This window comes from Streptomyces sp. NPDC001816 (assembly GCF_042892235.1).
Classification (GTDB): domain Bacteria; phylum Actinomycetota; class Actinomycetes; order Streptomycetales; family Streptomycetaceae; genus Streptomyces.
Map to the genome: position 1 here is coordinate 321,911 of NZ_JBIATY010000006.1, position 19,280 is coordinate 341,190.

Sequence of the window (19,280 nt, forward strand, 5' to 3'; positions counted from 1 at the left end):
ACCCTGGGGGAGGTCGGCGGACGACCATGCACGTCACGCATCTTTCGCTGGCCGACTTCCGCTCGTACGCCCGGGTCGAGGTCCCGCTCGACCCGGGCGTCACCGCCTTCGTCGGCCCCAACGGGCAGGGCAAGACCAATCTGGTCGAGGCGGTCGGTTATCTCGCCACCCTCGGCAGTCACCGTGTCTCCTCCGACGCTCCCCTGGTCCGCATGGGCGCCGAGCGGGCCGTCATCCGGGCTCAGGTCCGACAGGGCGAGCGGCAGCAGCTGGTCGAGCTGGAGCTGAACCCCGGCCGGGCCAACCGTGCTCGCATCAACCGGTCCTCGCAGGTCAGGCCGAGGGACGTGCTGGGGATCGTACGGACCGTGCTGTTCGCTCCGGAGGACCTCGCGCTGGTCAAGGGTGATCCCGGTGAGCGGCGCCGGTTCCTGGACGAGTTGATCACCGCGCGCTCGCCGCGCATGGCGGGTGTGCGCTCGGACTACGAGCGGGTGCTCAAGCAGCGCAACACGCTCCTCAAGACCGCGGCGCTGGCGCGCAGGCACGGCGGCCGCTCGATGGACCTGTCCACGCTGGACGTGTGGGACCAGCATCTCGCGCGCGCGGGCGCCGAGCTGCTCGCCCAGCGGCTGGACCTGGTCGCCGCGTTGCAGCCGCTGGCCGACAAGGCGTACGAGCAGCTGGCCCCGGGCGGGGGTCCGGTCGCGCTGGAGTACAAGCCGTCCGCGCCCGGAGAGGCGCACAGCCGCGAGGATCTGTACGGCCAGCTGATGGCGGCGCTCACGGAGGCGCGCAAGCAGGAGATCGAGCGGGGCGTCACCCTTGTGGGCCCGCACCGGGACGATTTGATTCTCAAACTCGGTCAGCTGCCCGCGAAGGGCTATGCCTCCCACGGCGAGTCGTGGTCCTACGCTCTCGCCCTGCGCCTGGCCTCGTACGATCTGCTGCGCGCGGAGGGCAACGAGCCGGTGCTGATTCTCGACGACGTGTTCGCCGAGCTGGACGCCCGCCGTCGTGAGCGGCTGGCCGAGCTGGTCGCGCCCGGCGAGCAGGTGCTGGTCACCGCCGCTGTGGACGACGACGTACCGCATGCACTGGCCGGCGCCCGTTTTGCGGTGGCCGACGGGACGGTGGAGCGCGTATGAGCACCGAAGAACCCACCCCGAAGGACACCGGGAAGTCTGCGGAGCCCTCCGGTGTCGACCTCGCGCGCGTGGCATTGCGCGCCGCGAAGGAGCAGGCACGCGCGCGTGGCGACGCGGCGCGGCAGAAGAAGCAGGCGCGGCGCGGTGGCGGTCTGCGCTCGGGCGCGCGCGCCGACGGACGTGACCCGATGGCGCTCGGTGCCGCGATCAACCGGCTGCTCAACGAGCGCGGCTGGGAGACGCCGGCCGCGGTGGGCGGTGTCATGGGCCGCTGGCCGCAGATCGTCGGTGAGGATCTGGCGAAGCACTGTGTGCCGCAGCGGTACGACGAGGACGAGCGGGTGCTGTCCGTGCAGTGCGACTCGACGGCGTGGGCGACTCAGCTGCGGCTGCTCGCCCCGACCCTGGTCGCCCGGCTCAACGAGGACCTCGGCCACGGCACGGTCCGTCTGCTCAAGGTCAACGGTCCCGGCGGTCCCGCCCGGCGTTACGGCCCGCTGCGGGCTCCGGGGAGTACGGGCCCGGGCGATACCTACGGGTGACGTACCTCACGTCGCGCGGTCGGCGCGTGGCGCCGTCGTACCCCTTGTCGCGGCCCTGTGCGCAGGTCTGGATCGCGAGCTGACCCCCCAGTAGCCAAGGGTTGACGGCCCGAAGCGCTGAGTGGCGCTGTGAGCCCCTTGGAGCCCCCATCCGTATATCGGGACCCGGCGGAGACCGGTTGAGGGCGGCACATGAGGACTCAGGTACCGGCAAACCCCCATCACTGTCGGCGCTACCGGTAGACTGGAAGCCAATCCCGCCCCAATCGTGGGGACCGCCCGGGAAAAGCTGAGCAACGCTGATCAAGGCTTACCAACGCAACATGCCGCAGCCGCTCCGGCAACCCGCCGACGAGCCCGGCTCGTGCTGTGCCAGAAAGGGCGCTTCGTGGCCGATTCCGGCAACCCCAACGAGAACATCCCGTCCACCGACGCCGGCGTGACTGCCGAGGCCACCGCCTCTGCGTCCTACGACGCCAGCGCCATCACCGTGCTCGAAGGGCTGGACGCGGTCCGCAAGCGGCCCGGTATGTACATCGGCTCCACGGGCGAGCGCGGTCTGCACCACCTGGTGTACGAGGTCGTCGACAACTCGGTCGACGAGGCGCTGGCGGGCTACGCGGACACCATCGACGTGACGATCCTCGCCGACGGCGGCGTGCGTGTCGTCGACAACGGCCGTGGCATCCCGGTGGGCATCGTGCCCTCCGAGGGCAAGCCGGCCGTCGAGGTCGTGCTGACCGTGCTGCATGCGGGCGGCAAGTTCGGCGGCGGCGGTTACGCCGTCTCCGGCGGTCTGCACGGTGTGGGTGTGTCCGTCGTGAACGCGCTGTCCACGAAGGTCGCCGTCGAGATCAGGACGGACGGTCACCGCTGGACGCAGGACTACAAGCTCGGCGTCCCGACGGCCCCGCTCGACCAGCACGAGGCGACGGACGAGACCGGCACCTCGGTCACCTTCTGGGCCGACCCCGACATCTTCGAGACCACCGAGTACTCCTTCGAGACGCTGTCGCGGCGCTTCCAGGAGATGGCCTTCCTCAACAAGGGCCTGACCATCCGGCTCACCGACGAGCGTGAGTCGGCGAAGGCGACCAGTGGTGCGGACGAGGCTGGCGCGGACGAGAAGGCCGAGGTCAAGACCGTCACGTACCACTACGAGGGCGGCATCGTCGACTTCGTGAAGTACCTGAACTCCCGCAAGGGAGACGCGGTCCACCCCACCGTGATCGACCTGGAGGCCGAGGACAGGGACAAGAGCCTGTCCCTCGAGGTCGCCATGCAGTGGAACAGCGGCTACAGCGAGGGCGTGTACTCCTTCGCGAACATCATCCACACCCACGAGGGCGGTACGCACGAGGAGGGCTTCCGTGCGGCCCTCACGAGCCTGATCAACAAGTACGCGCGCGACAAGAAGCTGCTGCGCGAGAAGGACGACAACCTCACCGGTGACGACATCCGTGAGGGTCTGACCGCGATCATCTCGGTCAAGCTGAGCGAGCCGCAGTTCGAGGGCCAGACGAAGACCAAGCTGGGCAACACGGAGGCCAAGACCTTCGTGCAGAAGGCGGTCTACGAGCACCTCAACGACTGGCTGGACCGCAACCCGGTCGAGGCCGCGGACATCATCCGCAAGGGCATCCAGGCGGCCACCGCGCGCGTGGCGGCCCGCAAGGCCCGTGACCTGACCCGGCGCAAGGGCCTGCTGGAGTCGGCGTCCCTGCCGGGCAAGCTCTCCGACTGCCAGTCGAACGATCCCACCAAGTGCGAGATCTTCATCGTCGAGGGTGACTCCGCCGGCGGCTCGGCCAAGTCCGGCCGCAACCCGCAGTACCAGGCGATCCTCCCGATCCGCGGCAAGATCCTGAACGTGGAGAAGGCCAGGATCGACAAGATCCTGCAGAACCAGGAGATCCAGGCGCTGATCTCCGCGTTCGGCACGGGTGTGCACGAGGACTTCGACATCGAGAAGCTCCGCTATCACAAGATCATCCTGATGGCGGACGCCGACGTCGACGGCCAGCACATCAGCACCCTGCTGCTGACCTTCCTGTTCCGCTTCATGCGGCCGCTGGTCGAGGCCGGGCACGTGTATCTCTCCCGTCCGCCGCTCTACAAGCTCAAGTGGGGCCGGGACGACATCGAGTACGCGTACTCCGACCGCGAGCGCGACGCGCTGATCGAGATGGGCCGGCAGCGCGGCAAGCGCGTCCGCGAGGACTCGATCCAGCGCTTCAAGGGCCTCGGCGAGATGAACGCCGAGGAGCTGCGGGTGACCACCATGGACCAGGAGCACCGGGTCCTCGGACAGGTCACGCTCGACGACGCCGCCCAGGCCGACGACCTGTTCTCGGTCCTGATGGGCGAGGACGTCGAGGCCCGACGCGCGTTCATCCAGCGCAACGCCAAGGACGTCCGGTTCCTCGACATCTGAGTCGGTCTCAGCTGACCGCACCAGGAAGGATCTTCACCAGCAATGGCCGACGAGAACACCCCTGTCACCCCTGAAGAGGGCGGCGAACTCGCGATGCGTGTCGAGCCCGTCGGGCTCGAGACGGAGATGCAGCGCTCGTACCTGGACTACGCGATGTCCGTCATCGTGTCCCGTGCGCTGCCCGACGTCCGTGACGGTCTCAAGCCCGTCCACCGCCGTGTGCTGTACGCGATGTACGACGGCGGCTACCGCCCCGAGCGCGGCTTCTACAAGTGTGCCCGCGTCGTCGGCGACGTCATGGGCAACTACCACCCGCACGGCGACTCCTCGATCTACGACGCGCTGGTGCGCCTCGCCCAGCCGTGGTCGATGCGGATGCCGCTGGTGGACTCCAACGGCAACTTCGGCTCCCCGGGCAACGACCCGGCGGCGGCGATGCGGTACACCGAGTGCAAGCTCGCGCCGCTGTCGATGGAGATGGTCCGGGACATCGACGAGGAGACCGTCGACTTCACGGACAACTACGACGGCCGCTCCCAGGAGCCGACCGTCCTGCCGGCCCGCTTCCCGAACCTGCTGATCAACGGCTCGGCCGGTATCGCGGTCGGTATGGCGACCAACATCCCGCCGCACAACCTGCGCGAGGTCGCGGCCGGCGCCCAGTGGTACCTGGAGAACCCCGAGGCCTCGCACGAGGAGCTGCTGGACGCGCTCATGGAGCGCATCAAGGGCCCGGACTTCCCGACCGGCGCACTGGTCGTGGGCCGCAAGGGCATCGAGGAGGCGTACCGCACCGGCCGCGGCTCCATCACGATGCGCGCGGTGGTCGAGGTCGAGGAGATCCAGGGCCGCCAGTGCCTGGTCGTCACCGAGCTGCCGTACCAGGTCAACCCGGACAACCTGGCGCAGAAGATCGCCGACCTGGTGAAGGACGGCAAGATCGGCGGCATCGCCGACGTCCGCGACGAGACCTCGTCCCGTACGGGCCAGCGCCTGGTGATCGTCCTCAAGCGGGACGCGGTCGCCAAGGTCGTCCTGAACAACCTGTACAAGCACACCGACCTGCAGACGAACTTCGGCGCGAACATGCTGGCGCTGGTCGACGGCGTGCCGCGCACTCTCTCCCTGGACGCGTTCATCCGCCACTGGGTGACGCACCAGATCGAGGTCATCGTCCGCCGGACGCGCTTCAGGCTGCGCAAGGCCGAGGAGCGCGCCCACATCCTGCGCGGTCTGCTGAAGGCCCTGGACGCCATCGACGAGGTCATCGCGCTGATCCGGCGCAGTGAGACCGTCGACGTCGCGCGCACCGGCCTGATGGGCCTCCTGGAGATCGACGAGATCCAGGCCAACGCCATCCTCGAGATGCAGCTGCGCCGGCTGGCCGCCCTGGAGCGCCAGAAGATCGTCCAGGAGCACGACGAACTCCAGGCGAAGATCAACGAGTACAACGAGATCCTCGCCTCCCCGGTCCGTCAGCGCGGGATCGTCAGCGAGGAGCTGGCCGCGATCGTCGAGAAGTACGGCGACGACCGCGCGACCAAGCTGATCCCGTACGAGGGCGACATGTCCATCGAGGACCTGATCGCCGAGGAGGACATCGTCGTCACCGTCACGCGCGGTGGCTACGTCAAGCGCACGAAGACGGACGACTACCGGGCGCAGAAGCGCGGCGGCAAGGGTGTGCGGGGCACGAAGCTGAAGGAAGACGACATCGTCGACCACTTCTTCGTCTCCACCACGCACCACTGGCTGCTGTTCTTCACGAACAAGGGCCGGGTGTACCGGGCGAAGGCGTACGAGCTGCCCGAGGCCGGCCGGGACGCGCGCGGTCAGCACGTGGCGAACCTGCTCGCCTTCCAGCCGGACGAGGCGATCGCCGAGATCCTCGCGATCCGTGACTACGAGGCGGTGCCGTACCTGGTCCTGGCCACCAAGTCGGGCCTGGTCAAGAAGACGCCTCTGAAGGATTACGATTCACCCCGCTCCGGCGGTGTGATCGCGATCAACCTGCGCGAGCGCGAGGACGGCTCGGACGACGAGCTGATCGGTGCCGAGCTGGTCTCGGCCGACGACGATCTGCTTCTGATCAGCAAGAAGGCACAGTCGATCAGGTTCACCGCCTCGGACGACACCCTGCGCCCGATGGGCCGCGCCACCTCCGGCGTCAAGGGGATGAGTTTCCGTGAGGGCGATGAACTTCTGTCGATGAATGTTGTTCGACCCGGTACGTTCGTGTTCACTGCCACGGACGGCGGGTACGCGAAGCGGACCGCTGTCGACGAGTACCGCGTCCAGGGTCGCGGTGGCCTCGGCATCAAGGCCGCCAAGATCGTGGAGGACCGCGGTTCTCTCGTCGGCGCGCTGGTTGTCGAGGAGAACGACGAGATCCTCGCGATCACCCTGTCCGGCGGTGTGATTCGTACGCGAGTCAGCGGGGTCAGGGAGACGGGTCGTGACACCATGGGCGTCCAACTGATCAACCTGGGCAAGCGCGATGCCGTGGTCGGTATCGCACGTAACGCCGAGGCGGGGCGCGAGGCGGAGGAGGTCGACGGCGAGGATGCCGTCGACGAGACCGCCGAGGGTGTCGCGACCACCGGCACGGACGAGGGTGAGGCGCCCTCGGCCGAGTAGGCACGAGGAGTGAGTCATCGTGAGCGGAGCCACGGGCGCGGGATCGGCCGGTACCTCTGTGGGTACGGAAACGGGCGGCGGCCGTGGCTCCGCCGCGCGTGCGGGGGACCCGCACACGACCCAACTGCGCAAGATCGAGGCAGGCACGGCCGACTCGCCCTCGCCCGACACTCATGGATCCCAGGGGGGAACTGTGACGGACACCCGCGGCCCGCAGACCGAGCCCGGCCCCGCCGAGCGGCAGCAGGCGTCCCCGCTGCCCGGTGAGCGGCGCCCCGAGTCCGCTGAGCCCTACCACCCGCCGCAGGCCTATCCGGCGCAGGCTCCCGCCGGGGCCGTACGCCGGCCGCGCACCGGTGCGAAGACGGCGCCGCGCACCCGCAAGGCCCGGCTGCGGGTCGCCAAGGCCGACCCGTGGTCGGTGATGAAGGTCAGCTTCCTGCTCTCCATCGCGCTGGGCATCTGCACGATCGTCGCCTCGGCGGTGCTGTGGATGGTCATGGACGCGATGGGCGTGTTCTCCACGGTCGGCGGCACGATCTCGGAGGCCACCGGTTCCAACGAGGCGAACGGCTTCGACCTGCAGGCCTTCCTCTCGCTCCCGCACGTCCTGACGTTCACGTCGATCATCGCGGTGATCGACGTGGTCCTCGCGACGGCGCTGGCCACCCTCGGCGCGTTCATCTACAACCTCTCCGCGGGCTTCGTGGGCGGCATCGAACTGACGCTGGCCGAGGACGAGTGACCCCACCTGCCGGGCTCTCCTGACAGTCCCCCGACAACCGATTTTGGGACTGCCGCCCTCGTGCGCTAATCTTCAGGAGTCAGCGCGCGGGACACATACCGCAGAGCGCGGCGGGGCTATAGCTCAGTTGGTTAGAGCGCATCCCTGATAAGGATGAGGCCACAGGTTCAAATCCTGTTAGCCCCACAGAAAGAAGACCCCCGGTCCACTTGGGCCGGGGGTCTTCTGCATGTCCGGAACCCCCTCGCGGAACGCACGGCTTTCGCTTCACGGTACGAAAAAAGGCCCGACCGCTGGCGACGGGGGATGCACCAGCGATCGGGCTATGGCCAAGGGTAACAAGGTTGAGTCCCTTGCGGGAGATAACGGGCCTGTTGGTTGGGGTAGTTGGCTGATCTTGATCGGTCAGTCGGCGCACGGAGGGTCGTACGAGAGACGCGGGAGGTACTCGTGCCACCTCTGCGGGGTCAGAACGTCCCTGGTCACCGTGCAGATGTGTGCGATGGCCGCGTCGGCGTCCAGGCGCCACAGGCGGATCGTGTCGGCGCCGCTGGACACCCCGAGGACATGGCTGTCGGGGCTGAAGGACAGCCAGTTGCCCGTCTTGGCGTAGGGGCTCATCGACTGGCCGATGGGTGTGGCCGACGAAGGACGGGTGACGTTCCACAGCCGGACCGTGTTGTCGTCGCCGCCGCTCGCCAGGGTCCGGCCGTCCGCGCTGAACGTCAGCGAGGTGACCGCCTCGGTGTGGCCGGTGAGGGGGGAGCCGAGCGCGGTCGCCGCCCGGGGGTCGGTGACGTTCCACAGCCGTACGGTGTCGTCGTCGCTGCCGCTGACGAGGGTGCGACCGTCGGGGCTGTAGGCGAGAGCGTTGACGGGGCCGGAGTGCCCGGTGAGCGGATGCCCGATCTGGGTGACATGGCCGGGGTCGGTCACGTTCCACAGCCGGATGGTGAGGTCCGCGCTGCCGCTGGCGAGGGTGTGCCCGTCCTGGCTGAAGGCGAGGGCGTTGACGTAACCGCGGTGGCCGGTGAGCGGCTTGCCGAGCGGGACGGTACGGGAGGGGTCGGTGACGTTCCACAGCTGGATGGTGCGGTCCTGGTAGGCGGTGGCCAGGGTGTGGCCGTCCGGGCTGTATGCCACCGTGTGGAAGCCCGCGAAGCGGGTGCGCAGGGCGATGGGCTGCCCGGCGGGGACCGGACGGGCCGGGTCGGTGACGTTCCACAGGTACAGCGTCCCCGTCCCGTTCAGTACGGCGAGGGTGCGGCCGTCGGGGGAGAACATCATCGAACGGTGGCCGCCGTCCGCGCCCATGAACGGCTTGCCCAGCGCCACCGGCCGGTCGGGCGCCGCCACGTTCCACAGCCGGACCCTGCCGTCGCGCGCGGCCGTGGCCAGCACCTTGCCGTCCGGGCGGAACGCCCCGCTGCGGCCGGTCATGTCCCGTGTCGGTACCGACCACAGGCGGACCTTGCTGTCACCGCTGCCGGTGGCCAGGGTGCGCCCGTCGGGGCTGAACCCCAGCGCGAACATCTCGCCGCTGCTGCCCACGAGCGACGCGCCGACCTGCGAGGGGGAGGCCGGATCGCCGACGTTCCACAGGCTCGCCGTGCTGTCCGCGCTGGCCGCGGCGAGCCGGCCGCCGTCGGGGCTGAAGGCCACCGACCAGATGGGGCCGGTGTGCCCGGTGAGCGGTGAGCCGATCGGTGCCGCGTGCGCGGGGTCGGACACGTTCCACAGCCGGATGGTGTCGTCCGCGCTGCCACTGGCGAGGGTGCGCCCGTCGGGGCTGAAGGCCACCGAGTGGACGATGTCCGTGTGGCCGCTCAGCACCTTGGGCAGGGCCTTGGGGTGCCCCGGATCGGCGGTGTTCCACAGCCGGATCGTGTCGTCGTCGCCGCCCGCCGCGAGGGTGCGCCCGTCGGGGCTGAACGCCACGCAGCGCACCGCAGCCGTGTGGCCGCCCAGCGTGCGCAGTTGCCTGGGCCGGCTCGGGTCGGCCACGTTCCACAGGCGGACGGTGCGGTCCTCGCTCGCGGAGGCCAGCGTGTGTCCGTCGGGGCTGAAGGCGACCAGGTAGATCGTGCCCGTGTGGCCGGTCAGGGGCCGGCCCAGCGGTACCGGGTGGGCGGGGTCGCGCACGTCCCACAGCCGGATGGTGCCGTCGTCGCCGGCGCTGGCCAGGGTGTGTCCGTCCGGGCTGAAGACCGCGCTGCTCACCCAGCTGGTGTGTCCGGTGAGGGGCTTGCCGAGCGGCTTGGGGCGGCTGCGGTCGGCGACGTTCCACAGGCGGACGGTCCGGTCGTAGCTCGCCGTGGCCAGTGTCTTGCCGTCGGGGCTGAAGGAGGTGAGGTAGACGGCGCCGGTGTGGCCGAGCAGGGGGGTGGCCAGGGGCGCGTTCACGATCGAGATCAGGCGGCTGTACGTCCCCTCGTCGCCCGGCCGCAGGCGGTGGGCCACCAGGTCGAGCTGGGCGGCCAGCGAGGGGTCCGTGTGCTGGACCCGGTCCGCCTCTGCGAGCACCTGTTCGAACACGGCGTCGTCCCGCTGCTGCCACGCCACCACCGCCGAACCGGCGGCCAGCACGGCGAGGACGACCAGCGCCGCCACGGCCCCGCGGCTGATCAGGACCGTCCGCCTGCGCAGCCGGACCGAGGCGGCCAGGAACTGCACCGCGCTGCGGGTCAGATAGGTGTCCCCGGCGGACTTCGCCCAGCCGCGGGCCTGCTCCAGGCGTGAGCCGCGGTAGAGCAGCGAGCTGTCCCGGCCCGAGTCCTCCCAGGTGTGGCCGTCCTCCTCCAGCCGCTGGCGCACCAGATGGTCGCTGCGGTCCTCGTCGATCCAGTGGCGCAGCCGTGGCCAGGCGTGCAGCAGCGCCTCGTGGGTGATCTCCACGGTCTCCGCGTCGAGCGTCACCAGCCGGGCGCGGACCAGGGCTTCGAGCGACTCCTCGGTCTTGCCGGGGTCCGCCGCCTCCTGTGCCAGCTGGCGCCGTGTGCCGCGCCTGCGCGTGGCCTGGGTGTCCTCGCCCAGCCGGACGAGCCGCAGCAGGAGCAGCCGGGCGGCCGTGCGGGCGGCGGGGTCGAGGCCGGACCAGGCGCGCTCGGCGGTCGCCGCGACCGCGCCCTGGATGCCGCCGGCCGCGCGGTAGCCGGCCAGGGTCAGCCGCCCCGACTTGCGGCGCTGCCAGGTGGCGAGCAGGGCGTGGGAGAGGAGCGGGAGCACTCCGGCGTCGTGTGCGCCGCGCGGGCCGTCGGCGCTCACCTCCCGCACGATCAGCTCGGCCAGCCCCGGCTCCAGCTCCAGTCCCACGGCCTTGGCGGGTCCGGTCACCGCCTCACGCAGCTCGGCCGTGGTCAGCGGCCCGAGCACCATGTGCCGGTGCTGTAGCGCGTCGGCCAGCTCCGGATAGACCAGGCACTGCTCGTAGAAGTCGGCGCGGATACCGAGGACCACGACGACGGGCGCGGGGCCGGGCGAGTCCGCGGGCGGGGTGCAGGCCGCGTGCAGGAACTGGAGGAAGGTGCGGCGGTCGGGTTCGTCGGGGCAGAGGGTGAAGGTCTCTTCGAACTGGTCGACGATGATGACCGGGCGGGTGGCGGGGGGCGCGTCCCCAGGGGGCGTCGGGGAGGCGTCGCCGGACGTGGACTCGTCCGAGGCGACCGACGCGTTCGAGGCATCCGAGGTGACCGACGCTGTCTCCCGGTGCGCCCACGCCGTGACCGCCTCGCGTACCGCCTCGGCGAAGTGCGGGGCGTCGGATCCCGGTGCCGCCGGGTTCTTGGCGGCGTCCTCCTCGGCCTGCCGCGCCTTCGCGGCGAGGGGGGCGAGTTCCGGGATGCGGCGGGTCAGCTCGCCGAGCGGATCGGCGCCCGGCACGAACTGGAGCACGGCGCTCGGCCGGCCGCCGCCGTCCCCGAGCGCGCCGCTCTCCACCGCGGGCACCAGGCCGGCGTTCAGCAGAGACGACTTCCCGGCCCCCGAGGCGCCGACGAGCATGATCAGGCCGCCCGACCGCTCCGCGGCGCGCAGCTGGGCCACGAGGGCTTTTGTGCTCCGCTCCCGCCCGAAGAACCAGCGGGCGTCCTCCTGGCGGTAGGGGGCCAGTCCCCGGTAGGGGCACACACCGCCGGCGACGGGCGGGGCCTCGGCCGGTGCCTGCCGGTTCTCCTCCGGGGGCACCGCGGGGCGCTCGCCGGCCGGGTCGGCCAGCGCGCGCTCCCAGAGGCGCTGCCACTGCGCGAGGTCGTACAGGCCGCTGGAGACGGGAACGGGCCGGGCGCGCCGGGCCTCCGGGATCAGGATCTGCAGGACGGCCGCGAGGGCGGCGAACTGGGCCGGTACGTTCTTGGCCCGCCTCCAGTCGCTGATGCGCTGGGCGGACACCCGCACGGGGCGTCCGCGCTCGTCCACGCGCTGCAGTCGTACGACCGAATCGGACACGCTCTTGAGGGGAGGGTTGCCCGCCTCCTTGTAGAGCAGCGCGAGACGCTCGGCGAAGGCCACGCGTGCCCCTGAGTCGGAACCCAAGGTCCCACCCCTTACTCCCCCCGTGTCTGGACGTCCGGACCGGAAAACTCACCCTATACGGCTGACCTGCGGTTACGTCGGGGTCCGGAGACCGGAACCTCCTCGTCGTGGACGACAAATGGCAGGATCACGACGCGGTGTCCGCCGCATCACACACGGTCCGGACAGGCCACCGGCTCGGCGCTCGGAAAGACACCCGGGGCGCCGAACGTTCTCGGTCAACTTTCCCGAGAGCGCCGGCGATATCGATGACATCCAGTGGCGTCACGGACACGCACTTCGGTCCGCGCCGACGCGCCGACGCGGCACGGATCGACGACACCCGCTCCGTTCGGCACCGGCCTCCACGTGGGGAGGGGCCGGTGCCGGACGGGCCGGGTACCGCTACCTCCCGGACGATTGCCTGATCGCCTCCTAGACGATCCACCCCGCCGTGCGGGCGGCGGCGACGGCATGGTGTTCGGCCTCGTCGGCCGTGGCGTTCAGTGCCGCGTTCCGGCCGGGTGCCGGGCCGCCCGCGGCGGTTGCCGCCGCCTGGGAGGCGGTCAGGGCGGCGCGCAGGGCCGAGGCGGCGCCGGCGGTGTCGCGCGAGGCGGCCACCTGGGCCGCCAGGGCGGCCGCCGCGGCGGCGTTCCGGGCGCAGCGGGCGTCCGCCGCGGGATCGGGCGCACTCGCCGCCAGCGCGTCGAGCGATCCGGCCGACAGCCGCAGCGCGGCCGCGGCCCTGCCGACGGGGCTCGTCGGCACGAGCTGGGTGGCCTCCTGGGTGACGCCGGCGTGGCGGCAGGTGGCGACGGCACGGTCGTACGCGCTGCGGGCGCGGTCGGCGTGGATCTTTCTCAGCGCCGCCGACGCCGCGGTTGCGGGCACTGCCTCTTCGAGTCCGCTCATCTTCGGTCTCCCTCTGCCGAGACGGCTCCGTGTGCTGTCGGGGACGGGGCGCGGGCAGGGTGCCATGCCGGCCGTGAAGAGGCCAGAAGCGTGCCGCGGATCGCCCTGGAAACCTGACGGCCCGTCAGTTAAGGTCGGCCCGCCTGCCGTTCCCGAAGGGGTGAGTGTCATGGTGAATCGTCCTGACTGCCCGCAACCTCCCGGTATCCCGCGCTGGGTCGCGATGTTCTACCAGCCCTCCCAGGCCTCCTGGCGGCTGGGCGCGGAGTCCCCCGACCGAACCCCCGTGCTGTACGCCGTGGGAGACATGGCCCAGACCGTACGCGCGCGCGGAGACGACGTGACGGTCGCGGTGTGGGGCCCGCAGGACGGCGCCTGGCACCGGTTCGACACCCCGGCCGCCAGGCCGTCCGCGCCCGAGGCGACCCCGGCAGGCCCCGAGGAGCCGGCCAAGCTGGCCGAGCGCATGTCGGACCGCCGCCACCAGGTGCTCATGGCAGGCCTGAGCAAGGCGGGCCTGTACGACCTCTCCCCCGAGGACGCCGAGGCGGTGCGGGCGCTGGTCGACCGGCTCGACGAACCGACGGTCCGCCGGGTCGCCCACTGGCTCGCCGCCGCGGGCGCGCCGCAGCGTGGCTAGTGCCCCGGCAGGCAACGTTTGCCCGTCAAGGAGCGCCCGCCGCGGAGCGGCTGTGTCACCGCGGTGCGTGCTCTGGGGGTACCCCCTGCTCGAAGAGCTTGGGGGAGCGTGCCGGGCGTCGCGACGGGGCGAACGTTGCCTGTCGGGGCACTGGGCTCCACCGGTTCACCGGGCGGCCCACAGGGCAGTGACGTCCTGGAAGTCACTCGAGGCTGGAGGACGTATGAAGGTCTGCGTCGAGCGCTCCGTGTGCTACGGCTCCGCCGAGTGCTCGCACCGGGCCCCGTCCGTGTTCGCGTTCGAGGACGAGTACGGCGTGGTCCGGCCCGGCCGGGAAGAGTCCGGGGACGATCCACAGGTGCGCGAGGCGGCCGAGAAATGCCCCTCGCAGGCCAACGTGCTCACCGGACGAGACGGAGCGGGCCCCGGTCAGCCACCGGCGGGGTAGGTCCACCCGAAGTCCGCCAGCGCCCGCGCCCTGGCCTCCGCCACGGCCATGCGCGCCGCCCGCTCGGCCGGGTCGACATGCGAGGCCTGCCCGGTCGCCTGCCCCTCCCACTTCCGGTACAGCAGCCCCACCTCGGCCGAGAACCAGCCGCGGCTGACCGCGTTGAGTGCCAGCAGCAGGCCCGTGTCCTCGGAGGCGGGCAGGGCCATCCAGCCGCCCAGGGCCGTCAGCAGGTCCCGGCGGACGAAGAGCGTCGCCGGATGCACCTGGGCCCGGAACCCGTTCTCCTTCCAGAAGCGCAGGACGGCCCCGCGCTCGACCGGGCCGTCGTCCGGGTCGCCGGGGAAGCCGGCCGTGGTGCCGTCGGGCAGCAGGTCCAGGACCCGGGAGGTGGTCCAGCCGATCGTGCGGTCCGCGTCCAGCACGGCCAGGTCGCGGGCGAGGGCGCCGGGCGGGAGCTGGTCGTCGGCGTCCAGGACCTTCACGTACTCCCCGTCGGCGTGCGCCAGCGCGATCGTGCGGGCGACACCGGGCCCGCCCGGCCGGCCCTGACGGAAGCTCACCCGCTCGTCGTCCGGGACGTAGGGGCGGACCGCGTCCGTCGTGCCGTCCTCCTGGATCACCCAGTCCCACTCCCAGCCGTCCGGAAGCCACTGCTCGCACAGGGACTTGTAGGCCTCCGGCAGGAAGCGGGCGGACGGGGCGTGGACAGCGGTGACTACGGTGATGCGCCGGGGCACGGCGGCATTCACCACCTTTCCAGACGAGTAGTGAAGAGCAGTTCCGTACGGTCGCCGGGCAGCACGACGTCGGAGACGTCCACGACGCGGCCGCGGGTGTCGTACGAGGTCTTCCGGACCAGGATCACCGCCGTGCCGGCCGGCAGCTCCAGCTCCCGGGTCTCCTCCGGGGTCGGCGGACGCGCGGTGAAACGTTCCTCGATGCGGTCGATCTCCACGCCCACGGTGGCGAGTTGGTGGTGGGTGCCGCCGGGCCAGGGCTCCTTGGACACGTCCAGGAGGTCGGGGTTGGCCGCCGCCACGGCATGCAGGAGATAAGAGGTGACGAGGCTGAAGGGGGCCGTCTCCGCCGCGACCCGGGTGCGGTAGCTGCGTTCGAGGAGCGCCGTGCCCTCCGGCACGCCGAAGACCTCGGCCAGCGGGCCGGGTGCCTCGATCGTGCGGTAGCGCGCGAGGAAGACGAGATCGGCCGGCACCAGACCGGTGTCGTGCTCCGTGGCGCCGGTCGCGGCCCGGGTGGTCCGGGGCTGCCGGGCCCGGTCCTTCTCCCACTGGTGGCGGCTGCCGTCGCGCAGCATCCGGGTGCGAGGACGCCGTACGAACGTGTCGCGCCCGTGCGGCCCGTCGTCCGCGATCTCCTCGTAGGCCCTGGGCACGCGTCCAGGCTACGACTGCTGAAGAGGACCTGACGACTTGGCGGTCGTGGTCCCGTGAAACGCGCAAGACCCCCGGCCGGGCCCCGGCCGGGGGTCTGTCCGTGTCGACTGGTGGGTACGCAAGTCGCCGTCATGTCGAAACGTCTGCGGTCCTGCGTGCTGCCGTGCGGCTCAGGACGTGAGGGGTTGCGTGGACTGGGTCGCCGGGTCCGTCTGCGCTTCCGTCTCGTCGAGGGGGCGGTGCCGGCAGCCGGGGGCCTTTCCGTGGGCCTCGGCCCCGATCCGCTGCTTCATCGTGGGGGGCAGGGACTTGCCATGGGACCAGAACCAGTGGTGCATCGCCGGGATCGTCGGGACCGTCCGCCCCGCGGTGGTGGCCTGCGGGCTCTCGGTCCGGGGCGCGGCCGTCGCGGTGGTGGCGGTGGTGGTGGCGAGTCCGAGCGCCGTGCACAGCGCGAGGAAGGCGGTGACGATGGCGGTCCACAGCTTCATGACCTTGTTCTGGGTCATGGCCCCTCACTTTCAGGTTGGGCGATTTGCGTACTTTCCTCATGATGTGTATGAGGTTCGCGAAGTGGTGGACCTCCGCCCGTGGCGCGTCGATGTTCTGATGAACACCACTCGGATGGACGCAAGAGGGTCGGAAAACCGCCAAAACCAGGTGAGCGAGTGCGAAGGGGGAGCAAAAGTCACGGTCCGTGGGGGTGTGATCACCCTCCGATCGGAGCGGCGCCGACCTGGTCTATTGCGCTTCCGGGGGCGGGAGTTGGGGGTCGACGCAGGTCACCGATCGATATCGGTCGGTGTGTATAGTCGGGCGCCAGAGGTCCCCTACGTCAAGGAAAGACGAGGTCGCGCGGTGAAGAAGCTGCTCCTGGTCGCACTGGCCGCCATCGGCGGGCTCCTCGTGTACCGCCAGATCCAGGCGGATCGCGCCGAGCAGGATCTGTGGACGGAGGCGACTGACTCCGTGCCCACGGGTTCGTGAGTACCGATCCAGAATCTGATCAGACCCCGGCCGCCTGCGCGGTCGGGGTTTTGTGTTGTCCGGGCGGGTCCCCCGGCACGGCTCGTGTTGCGGGTCCTCGACGGGTGGTGTACGCGTTCCTGCGGGGCGCTCGGACACGGGGATGGACGGGGCGGGTGTTTCGGACGGCCGTACGGATTCCACGGATGGCGCAGGGGCGCCCGGGGAAGGATGGGCCACGGTCGGGTACGCGGCGACAGAGGGGTGGCACGTGCGGGGGCGAGGGCGTACGACGTGGTGGTGGGGCGGCCGGGCGGTCGTGACCGCTGTCCTGTGCGCCGTGGCCGCGCTGCCGGGCGGGATCGCGGCAGCCGGCGAGCCGGGGACGTACGCCTTCGCTCCGGATGCCCAGATGGTCACCGGCGCGGCGAGCCCCGCCGGCGCCCCACGGCTGGAGCCCGGCCGGACCTACCGCAGCTCCCTGCCCAGGAACGGCAGGCGCTTCTACCGCCTCGACCTCGCCACCGCGACCACCACCGCGTACGTCCCCGTCACCGCCGTACCCCCCGCCGACGCCACGGTCACGGCCACCGACGGCATCCGTGTCTCGGTCCAGGACGCCTCGGGCGGCTCCTGCGCCAACGCCTCCGCCCGCTTCGGCGCCGTACAGAGCCCCCGTCCGGTCACGGCCCTGGCCGAGCGCGAGCCCGGCCGGACGCTGTGCCCTGGCGCGGGGACGTACTACGTGCTCGTGGAACGCGTCGACTCCGGTACGGCGGACCAGGCGCAGCCGTGGGAGCTGGAGATCAAGCCGGTCACGGAACCCCGCCTGGCGAAGGCCGGGCCCACCACCGCGCCCCGGGCCTGGGACTCCGCCTCCCCCGAGCCCCTCGCCGGTGATCCCCGTGACCGGACCGGCGGCACCGGCTTCACCACCGCCCGCCTGCTGGGCGAAGGGGGCTGGCGGACCCGCCTCACCCCGGGGCGGACCCTCTTCTACAAGGTGCCGGTCGACTGGGGACGCCGGGTGCACGCCGTCGCCGAACTGGACGGCTCCACGAGCGGCCACGGCTATGTCGGCGGCGCCCTGAACCTGTCGCTCCACAACCCGGTCCGCGGGCTCGTCGACGACGCCTCCCTCGGCTACACCGGCACCCGCAAGCTCGTCGCCCTCGCACCGCTGCCGCCGGTCGAGTACGCCAACCGGTACGCCGTGCTCACCGGGGAGAACGCGATGCGCTTCGCCGGTGACTACTACCTGGTCGTGCACCTCAGCAAGCAGATGGCCGACACCTTCGGGCAGGGCCCGTTCGACGTGACGCTGCGGGTACGGCTCGACGGGCAGGCGCAGAGCGGGCCCCGGTACGCCGGGCGACCCGTGCCGGACGACGTCTTCACGCTCACGGCGCAGGACCGGGCGGCGGCGGCGACCGGGAGCACGGGCGGCGGTGACACCGCGATGCGGGCGCTCGCCGTCGGCGGGATCGGTACCGGGACCGCGCTGCTGCTGGGGCTGGGCGTGTGGACCGTCGTGGCCCGGCGGGCTCAGACGCGGGTCAGTGCCCAGAAGCCCACGGCGTAGCAGGCCAGCGCCAGAAGCAGGATCGGGATCGCCGCCTTGGCCGGGGGGCCGGGGCGGCGGGCGGCGCGGCGGGCCCGGCGGCCGTGCGCGCGGGGTGTTCCTGTCGGCTGCGCGCGAGGCGGAATCCGCGGGTCCTGCGCGGTGTACGCAGCGGTGGAGGTGTCGACGCGCGGCTGCGCCTGCGGGACCGGGGGCACAGGGGCTGCCGGGGCAGGTGGCAGGCCGGGCTGGGCGCCTCGGTGTGCCTGCTGGGCGTACGGCTGGGGGCTCGGGGTCGGCTGCGGGGGCGGGAGGTGGAAGCTGCCGGTGTCCGACATCGGGGGAAGCGCGGAGTGCTGCGAGTCGCTGTCGCTCAGGCGGGGGTCGGCTGCCGGTCTCTCGGTGCTGTCGGTGTCCGTGGCCGAATATGCTTCCCGTACCCGGACTCCGGACGCGCGCTTGAGCGGGCCGTCGGGGCCGAACCCGGAGGGCAGCGGCCCGAGTTGGTCGAATATCTCGATCAACTCGTCGTCGGGGCCGGGCTCCGGCAGGAGTTCGGCGGCGGAGGCGAGCGCCTTGCGTGCTCCCGTGGCGGTGCGGAAACGGGCCGTCGGATCGGGCTGGAGCAGGGTGGCGACGACCTGCCACAGCGGCTCGGGAACTCCCTTGGGCGGGCCGGGAGTTCCGTGCTCCATGAAGTACTGCACCAGCGCCTTGGCGTCGGGCTTGGCACCTTCGAGCAGATACAGGGCGACCAGGCCCACCGCGAACAGGTCGGCGGGGAAGTCCGGGTCGGCGCCCAGCATCTGCTCGGGCGCCAGGTAACCGGGCGTCCCCACCACGAGGTTGGTCTCCGTCAGCCGTGGTTCACCGAACCGCATGGCGATGCCGAAGTCAGACAGCCTGAGCCGCGGCCGGCCGGTGCCGGTGGCTTCGAGCAGCAGGTTGGCGGGCTTGATGTCCCGGTGGACGACCCCTTCCGCGTGCACCGCGGCGAGCCCCGACAGGAGCTGGTCGAGCAGGAGGCACACGTAGGCCGGCGGCAGTGGTCCGTAGTCGCCGACGAGGTGGACCAGCGAGCCGCCCCCGACCAGGTCCATGGTGAACAGGACCTTGTCGTCGTCGGCGGCCCAGCTGGCCGGGGCGAGGACATGGGGGTGGTCGATGCGCAGCGCCTGTTCCCGTACGAAGCGCAGCAGCGAGTGGGCGTCACGCTGCTGGAGCACCTTGGCGGCCACATAGCGCCGGCGCCGGTGGTCCCAGGCACGCCACACCGCGCCCGCGCCGCCACGCCCGATCGGGTCGGCCAGCTCGTACCGGCCGGCGAAGACCTCACCCATG

General features: G+C 71.4%; 15 protein-coding genes and 1 tRNA gene. 10 read left to right on the forward strand and 6 right to left on the reverse strand.

Annotated features, from left to right (window positions below; translation table 11 throughout):
* The first annotated feature begins 26 nt into the window (after positions 1 to 26).
* The 6 genes from recF to ACFYZZ_RS23295 all read left to right on the forward strand — a co-directional run bounded on the left by recF (position 27) and on the right by ACFYZZ_RS23295 (position 7,692).
* On the forward strand, positions 27 to 1,148 hold the full coding sequence (gene recF, locus ACFYZZ_RS23270) for a DNA replication/repair protein RecF (RefSeq protein ID WP_389179034.1): 1,122 nt from the start codon (positions 27 to 29) through the stop codon (positions 1,146 to 1,148).
* Positions 1,145 to 1,690 (forward strand): DUF721 domain-containing protein, encoded by a 546-nt coding sequence (locus ACFYZZ_RS23275; RefSeq protein WP_389179037.1) that lies wholly within the window; start codon positions 1,145 to 1,147, stop codon positions 1,688 to 1,690. The genes recF and ACFYZZ_RS23275 overlap by 4 nt, the downstream gene beginning before the upstream one ends.
* Positions 1,691 to 2,054: 364 nt before the next feature.
* Positions 2,055 to 4,124 (forward strand): DNA topoisomerase (ATP-hydrolyzing) subunit B, encoded by a 2,070-nt coding sequence (gyrB, locus tag ACFYZZ_RS23280; protein ID WP_389179040.1) that lies wholly within the window; start codon positions 2,055 to 2,057, stop codon positions 4,122 to 4,124.
* Positions 4,125 to 4,166: 42 nt separating this feature from the next.
* Positions 4,167 to 6,761, forward strand: coding sequence for a DNA gyrase subunit A (gyrA, locus tag ACFYZZ_RS23285; RefSeq protein WP_389179042.1), 2,595 nt, complete (start codon positions 4,167 to 4,169; stop codon positions 6,759 to 6,761).
* 19 nt (positions 6,762 to 6,780) lie between these two features.
* Entirely contained in the window at positions 6,781 to 7,506 is a 726-nt protein-coding gene (locus ACFYZZ_RS23290; protein WP_389179044.1) for a DUF3566 domain-containing protein, read from the forward strand.
* A 112-nt stretch (positions 7,507 to 7,618) separates the two neighbouring features.
* A tRNA-Ile gene (locus ACFYZZ_RS23295) sits at positions 7,619 to 7,692 on the forward strand.
* 219 nt (positions 7,693 to 7,911) lie between these two features.
* Here the strand turns inward: ACFYZZ_RS23295 and ACFYZZ_RS23300 are convergent.
* Both ACFYZZ_RS23300 and ACFYZZ_RS23305 read right to left on the reverse strand, forming a co-directional pair.
* Positions 7,912 to 12,036: an AAA family ATPase gene (locus tag ACFYZZ_RS23300; RefSeq protein WP_389179047.1), complete on the reverse strand. Its 4,125-nt coding sequence runs from the start codon at positions 12,034 to 12,036 to the stop codon at positions 7,912 to 7,914.
* A 414-nt stretch (positions 12,037 to 12,450) separates the two neighbouring features.
* Entirely contained in the window at positions 12,451 to 12,927 is a 477-nt protein-coding gene (locus ACFYZZ_RS23305; RefSeq protein WP_389179050.1) for a hypothetical protein, read from the reverse strand.
* Positions 12,928 to 13,096: 169 nt separating this feature from the next.
* Here ACFYZZ_RS23305 and ACFYZZ_RS23310 point away from each other — a divergent pair, with 169 nt between their 5' ends.
* Both ACFYZZ_RS23310 and ACFYZZ_RS23315 read left to right on the forward strand, forming a co-directional pair.
* Complete coding sequence (locus tag ACFYZZ_RS23310) at positions 13,097 to 13,567, forward strand: hypothetical protein (protein WP_389179052.1); 471 nt, start codon at positions 13,097 to 13,099, stop codon at positions 13,565 to 13,567.
* Positions 13,568 to 13,790: 223 nt separating this feature from the next.
* Entirely contained in the window at positions 13,791 to 14,015 is a 225-nt protein-coding gene (locus tag ACFYZZ_RS23315) for a ferredoxin (protein ID WP_389179055.1), read from the forward strand.
* Here the strand turns inward: ACFYZZ_RS23315 and ACFYZZ_RS23320 are convergent.
* From ACFYZZ_RS23320 to ACFYZZ_RS23330, 3 genes are all read right to left on the reverse strand, one after another.
* Positions 13,997 to 14,755 (reverse strand): glycosyltransferase family 2 protein, encoded by a 759-nt coding sequence (locus ACFYZZ_RS23320; protein ID WP_389179058.1) that lies wholly within the window; start codon positions 14,753 to 14,755, stop codon positions 13,997 to 13,999. The genes ACFYZZ_RS23315 and ACFYZZ_RS23320 overlap by 19 nt on opposite strands.
* An 8-nt stretch (positions 14,756 to 14,763) precedes the next feature.
* On the reverse strand, positions 14,764 to 15,411 hold the full coding sequence (locus ACFYZZ_RS23325) for a UTRA domain-containing protein (protein ID WP_389179061.1): 648 nt from the start codon (positions 15,409 to 15,411) through the stop codon (positions 14,764 to 14,766).
* Positions 15,412 to 15,582: 171 nt separating this feature from the next.
* Complete coding sequence (locus ACFYZZ_RS23330) at positions 15,583 to 15,921, reverse strand: DUF6344 domain-containing protein (RefSeq protein WP_389179064.1); 339 nt, start codon at positions 15,919 to 15,921, stop codon at positions 15,583 to 15,585.
* A gap of 349 nt (positions 15,922 to 16,270) precedes the next feature.
* On the opposite strand from ACFYZZ_RS23330, the gene ACFYZZ_RS23335 reads away from it, so the two are divergent.
* On the forward strand, positions 16,271 to 16,399 hold the full coding sequence (locus ACFYZZ_RS23335; RefSeq protein ID WP_003999697.1) for a DLW-39 family protein: 129 nt from the start codon (positions 16,271 to 16,273) through the stop codon (positions 16,397 to 16,399).
* Between the two features lie 298 nt (positions 16,400 to 16,697).
* Positions 16,698 to 17,960 (forward strand): hypothetical protein, encoded by a 1,263-nt coding sequence (locus tag ACFYZZ_RS23340; protein ID WP_389179067.1) that lies wholly within the window; start codon positions 16,698 to 16,700, stop codon positions 17,958 to 17,960.
* Here the strand turns inward: ACFYZZ_RS23340 and ACFYZZ_RS23345 are convergent.
* Positions 17,924 to 19,279: a serine/threonine-protein kinase gene (locus tag ACFYZZ_RS23345; RefSeq protein ID WP_389179069.1), complete on the reverse strand. Its 1,356-nt coding sequence runs from the start codon at positions 19,277 to 19,279 to the stop codon at positions 17,924 to 17,926. The two genes, ACFYZZ_RS23340 and ACFYZZ_RS23345, sit on opposite strands and share 37 nt — an antisense overlap.
* Position 19,280: the final 1 nt, after the last annotated feature.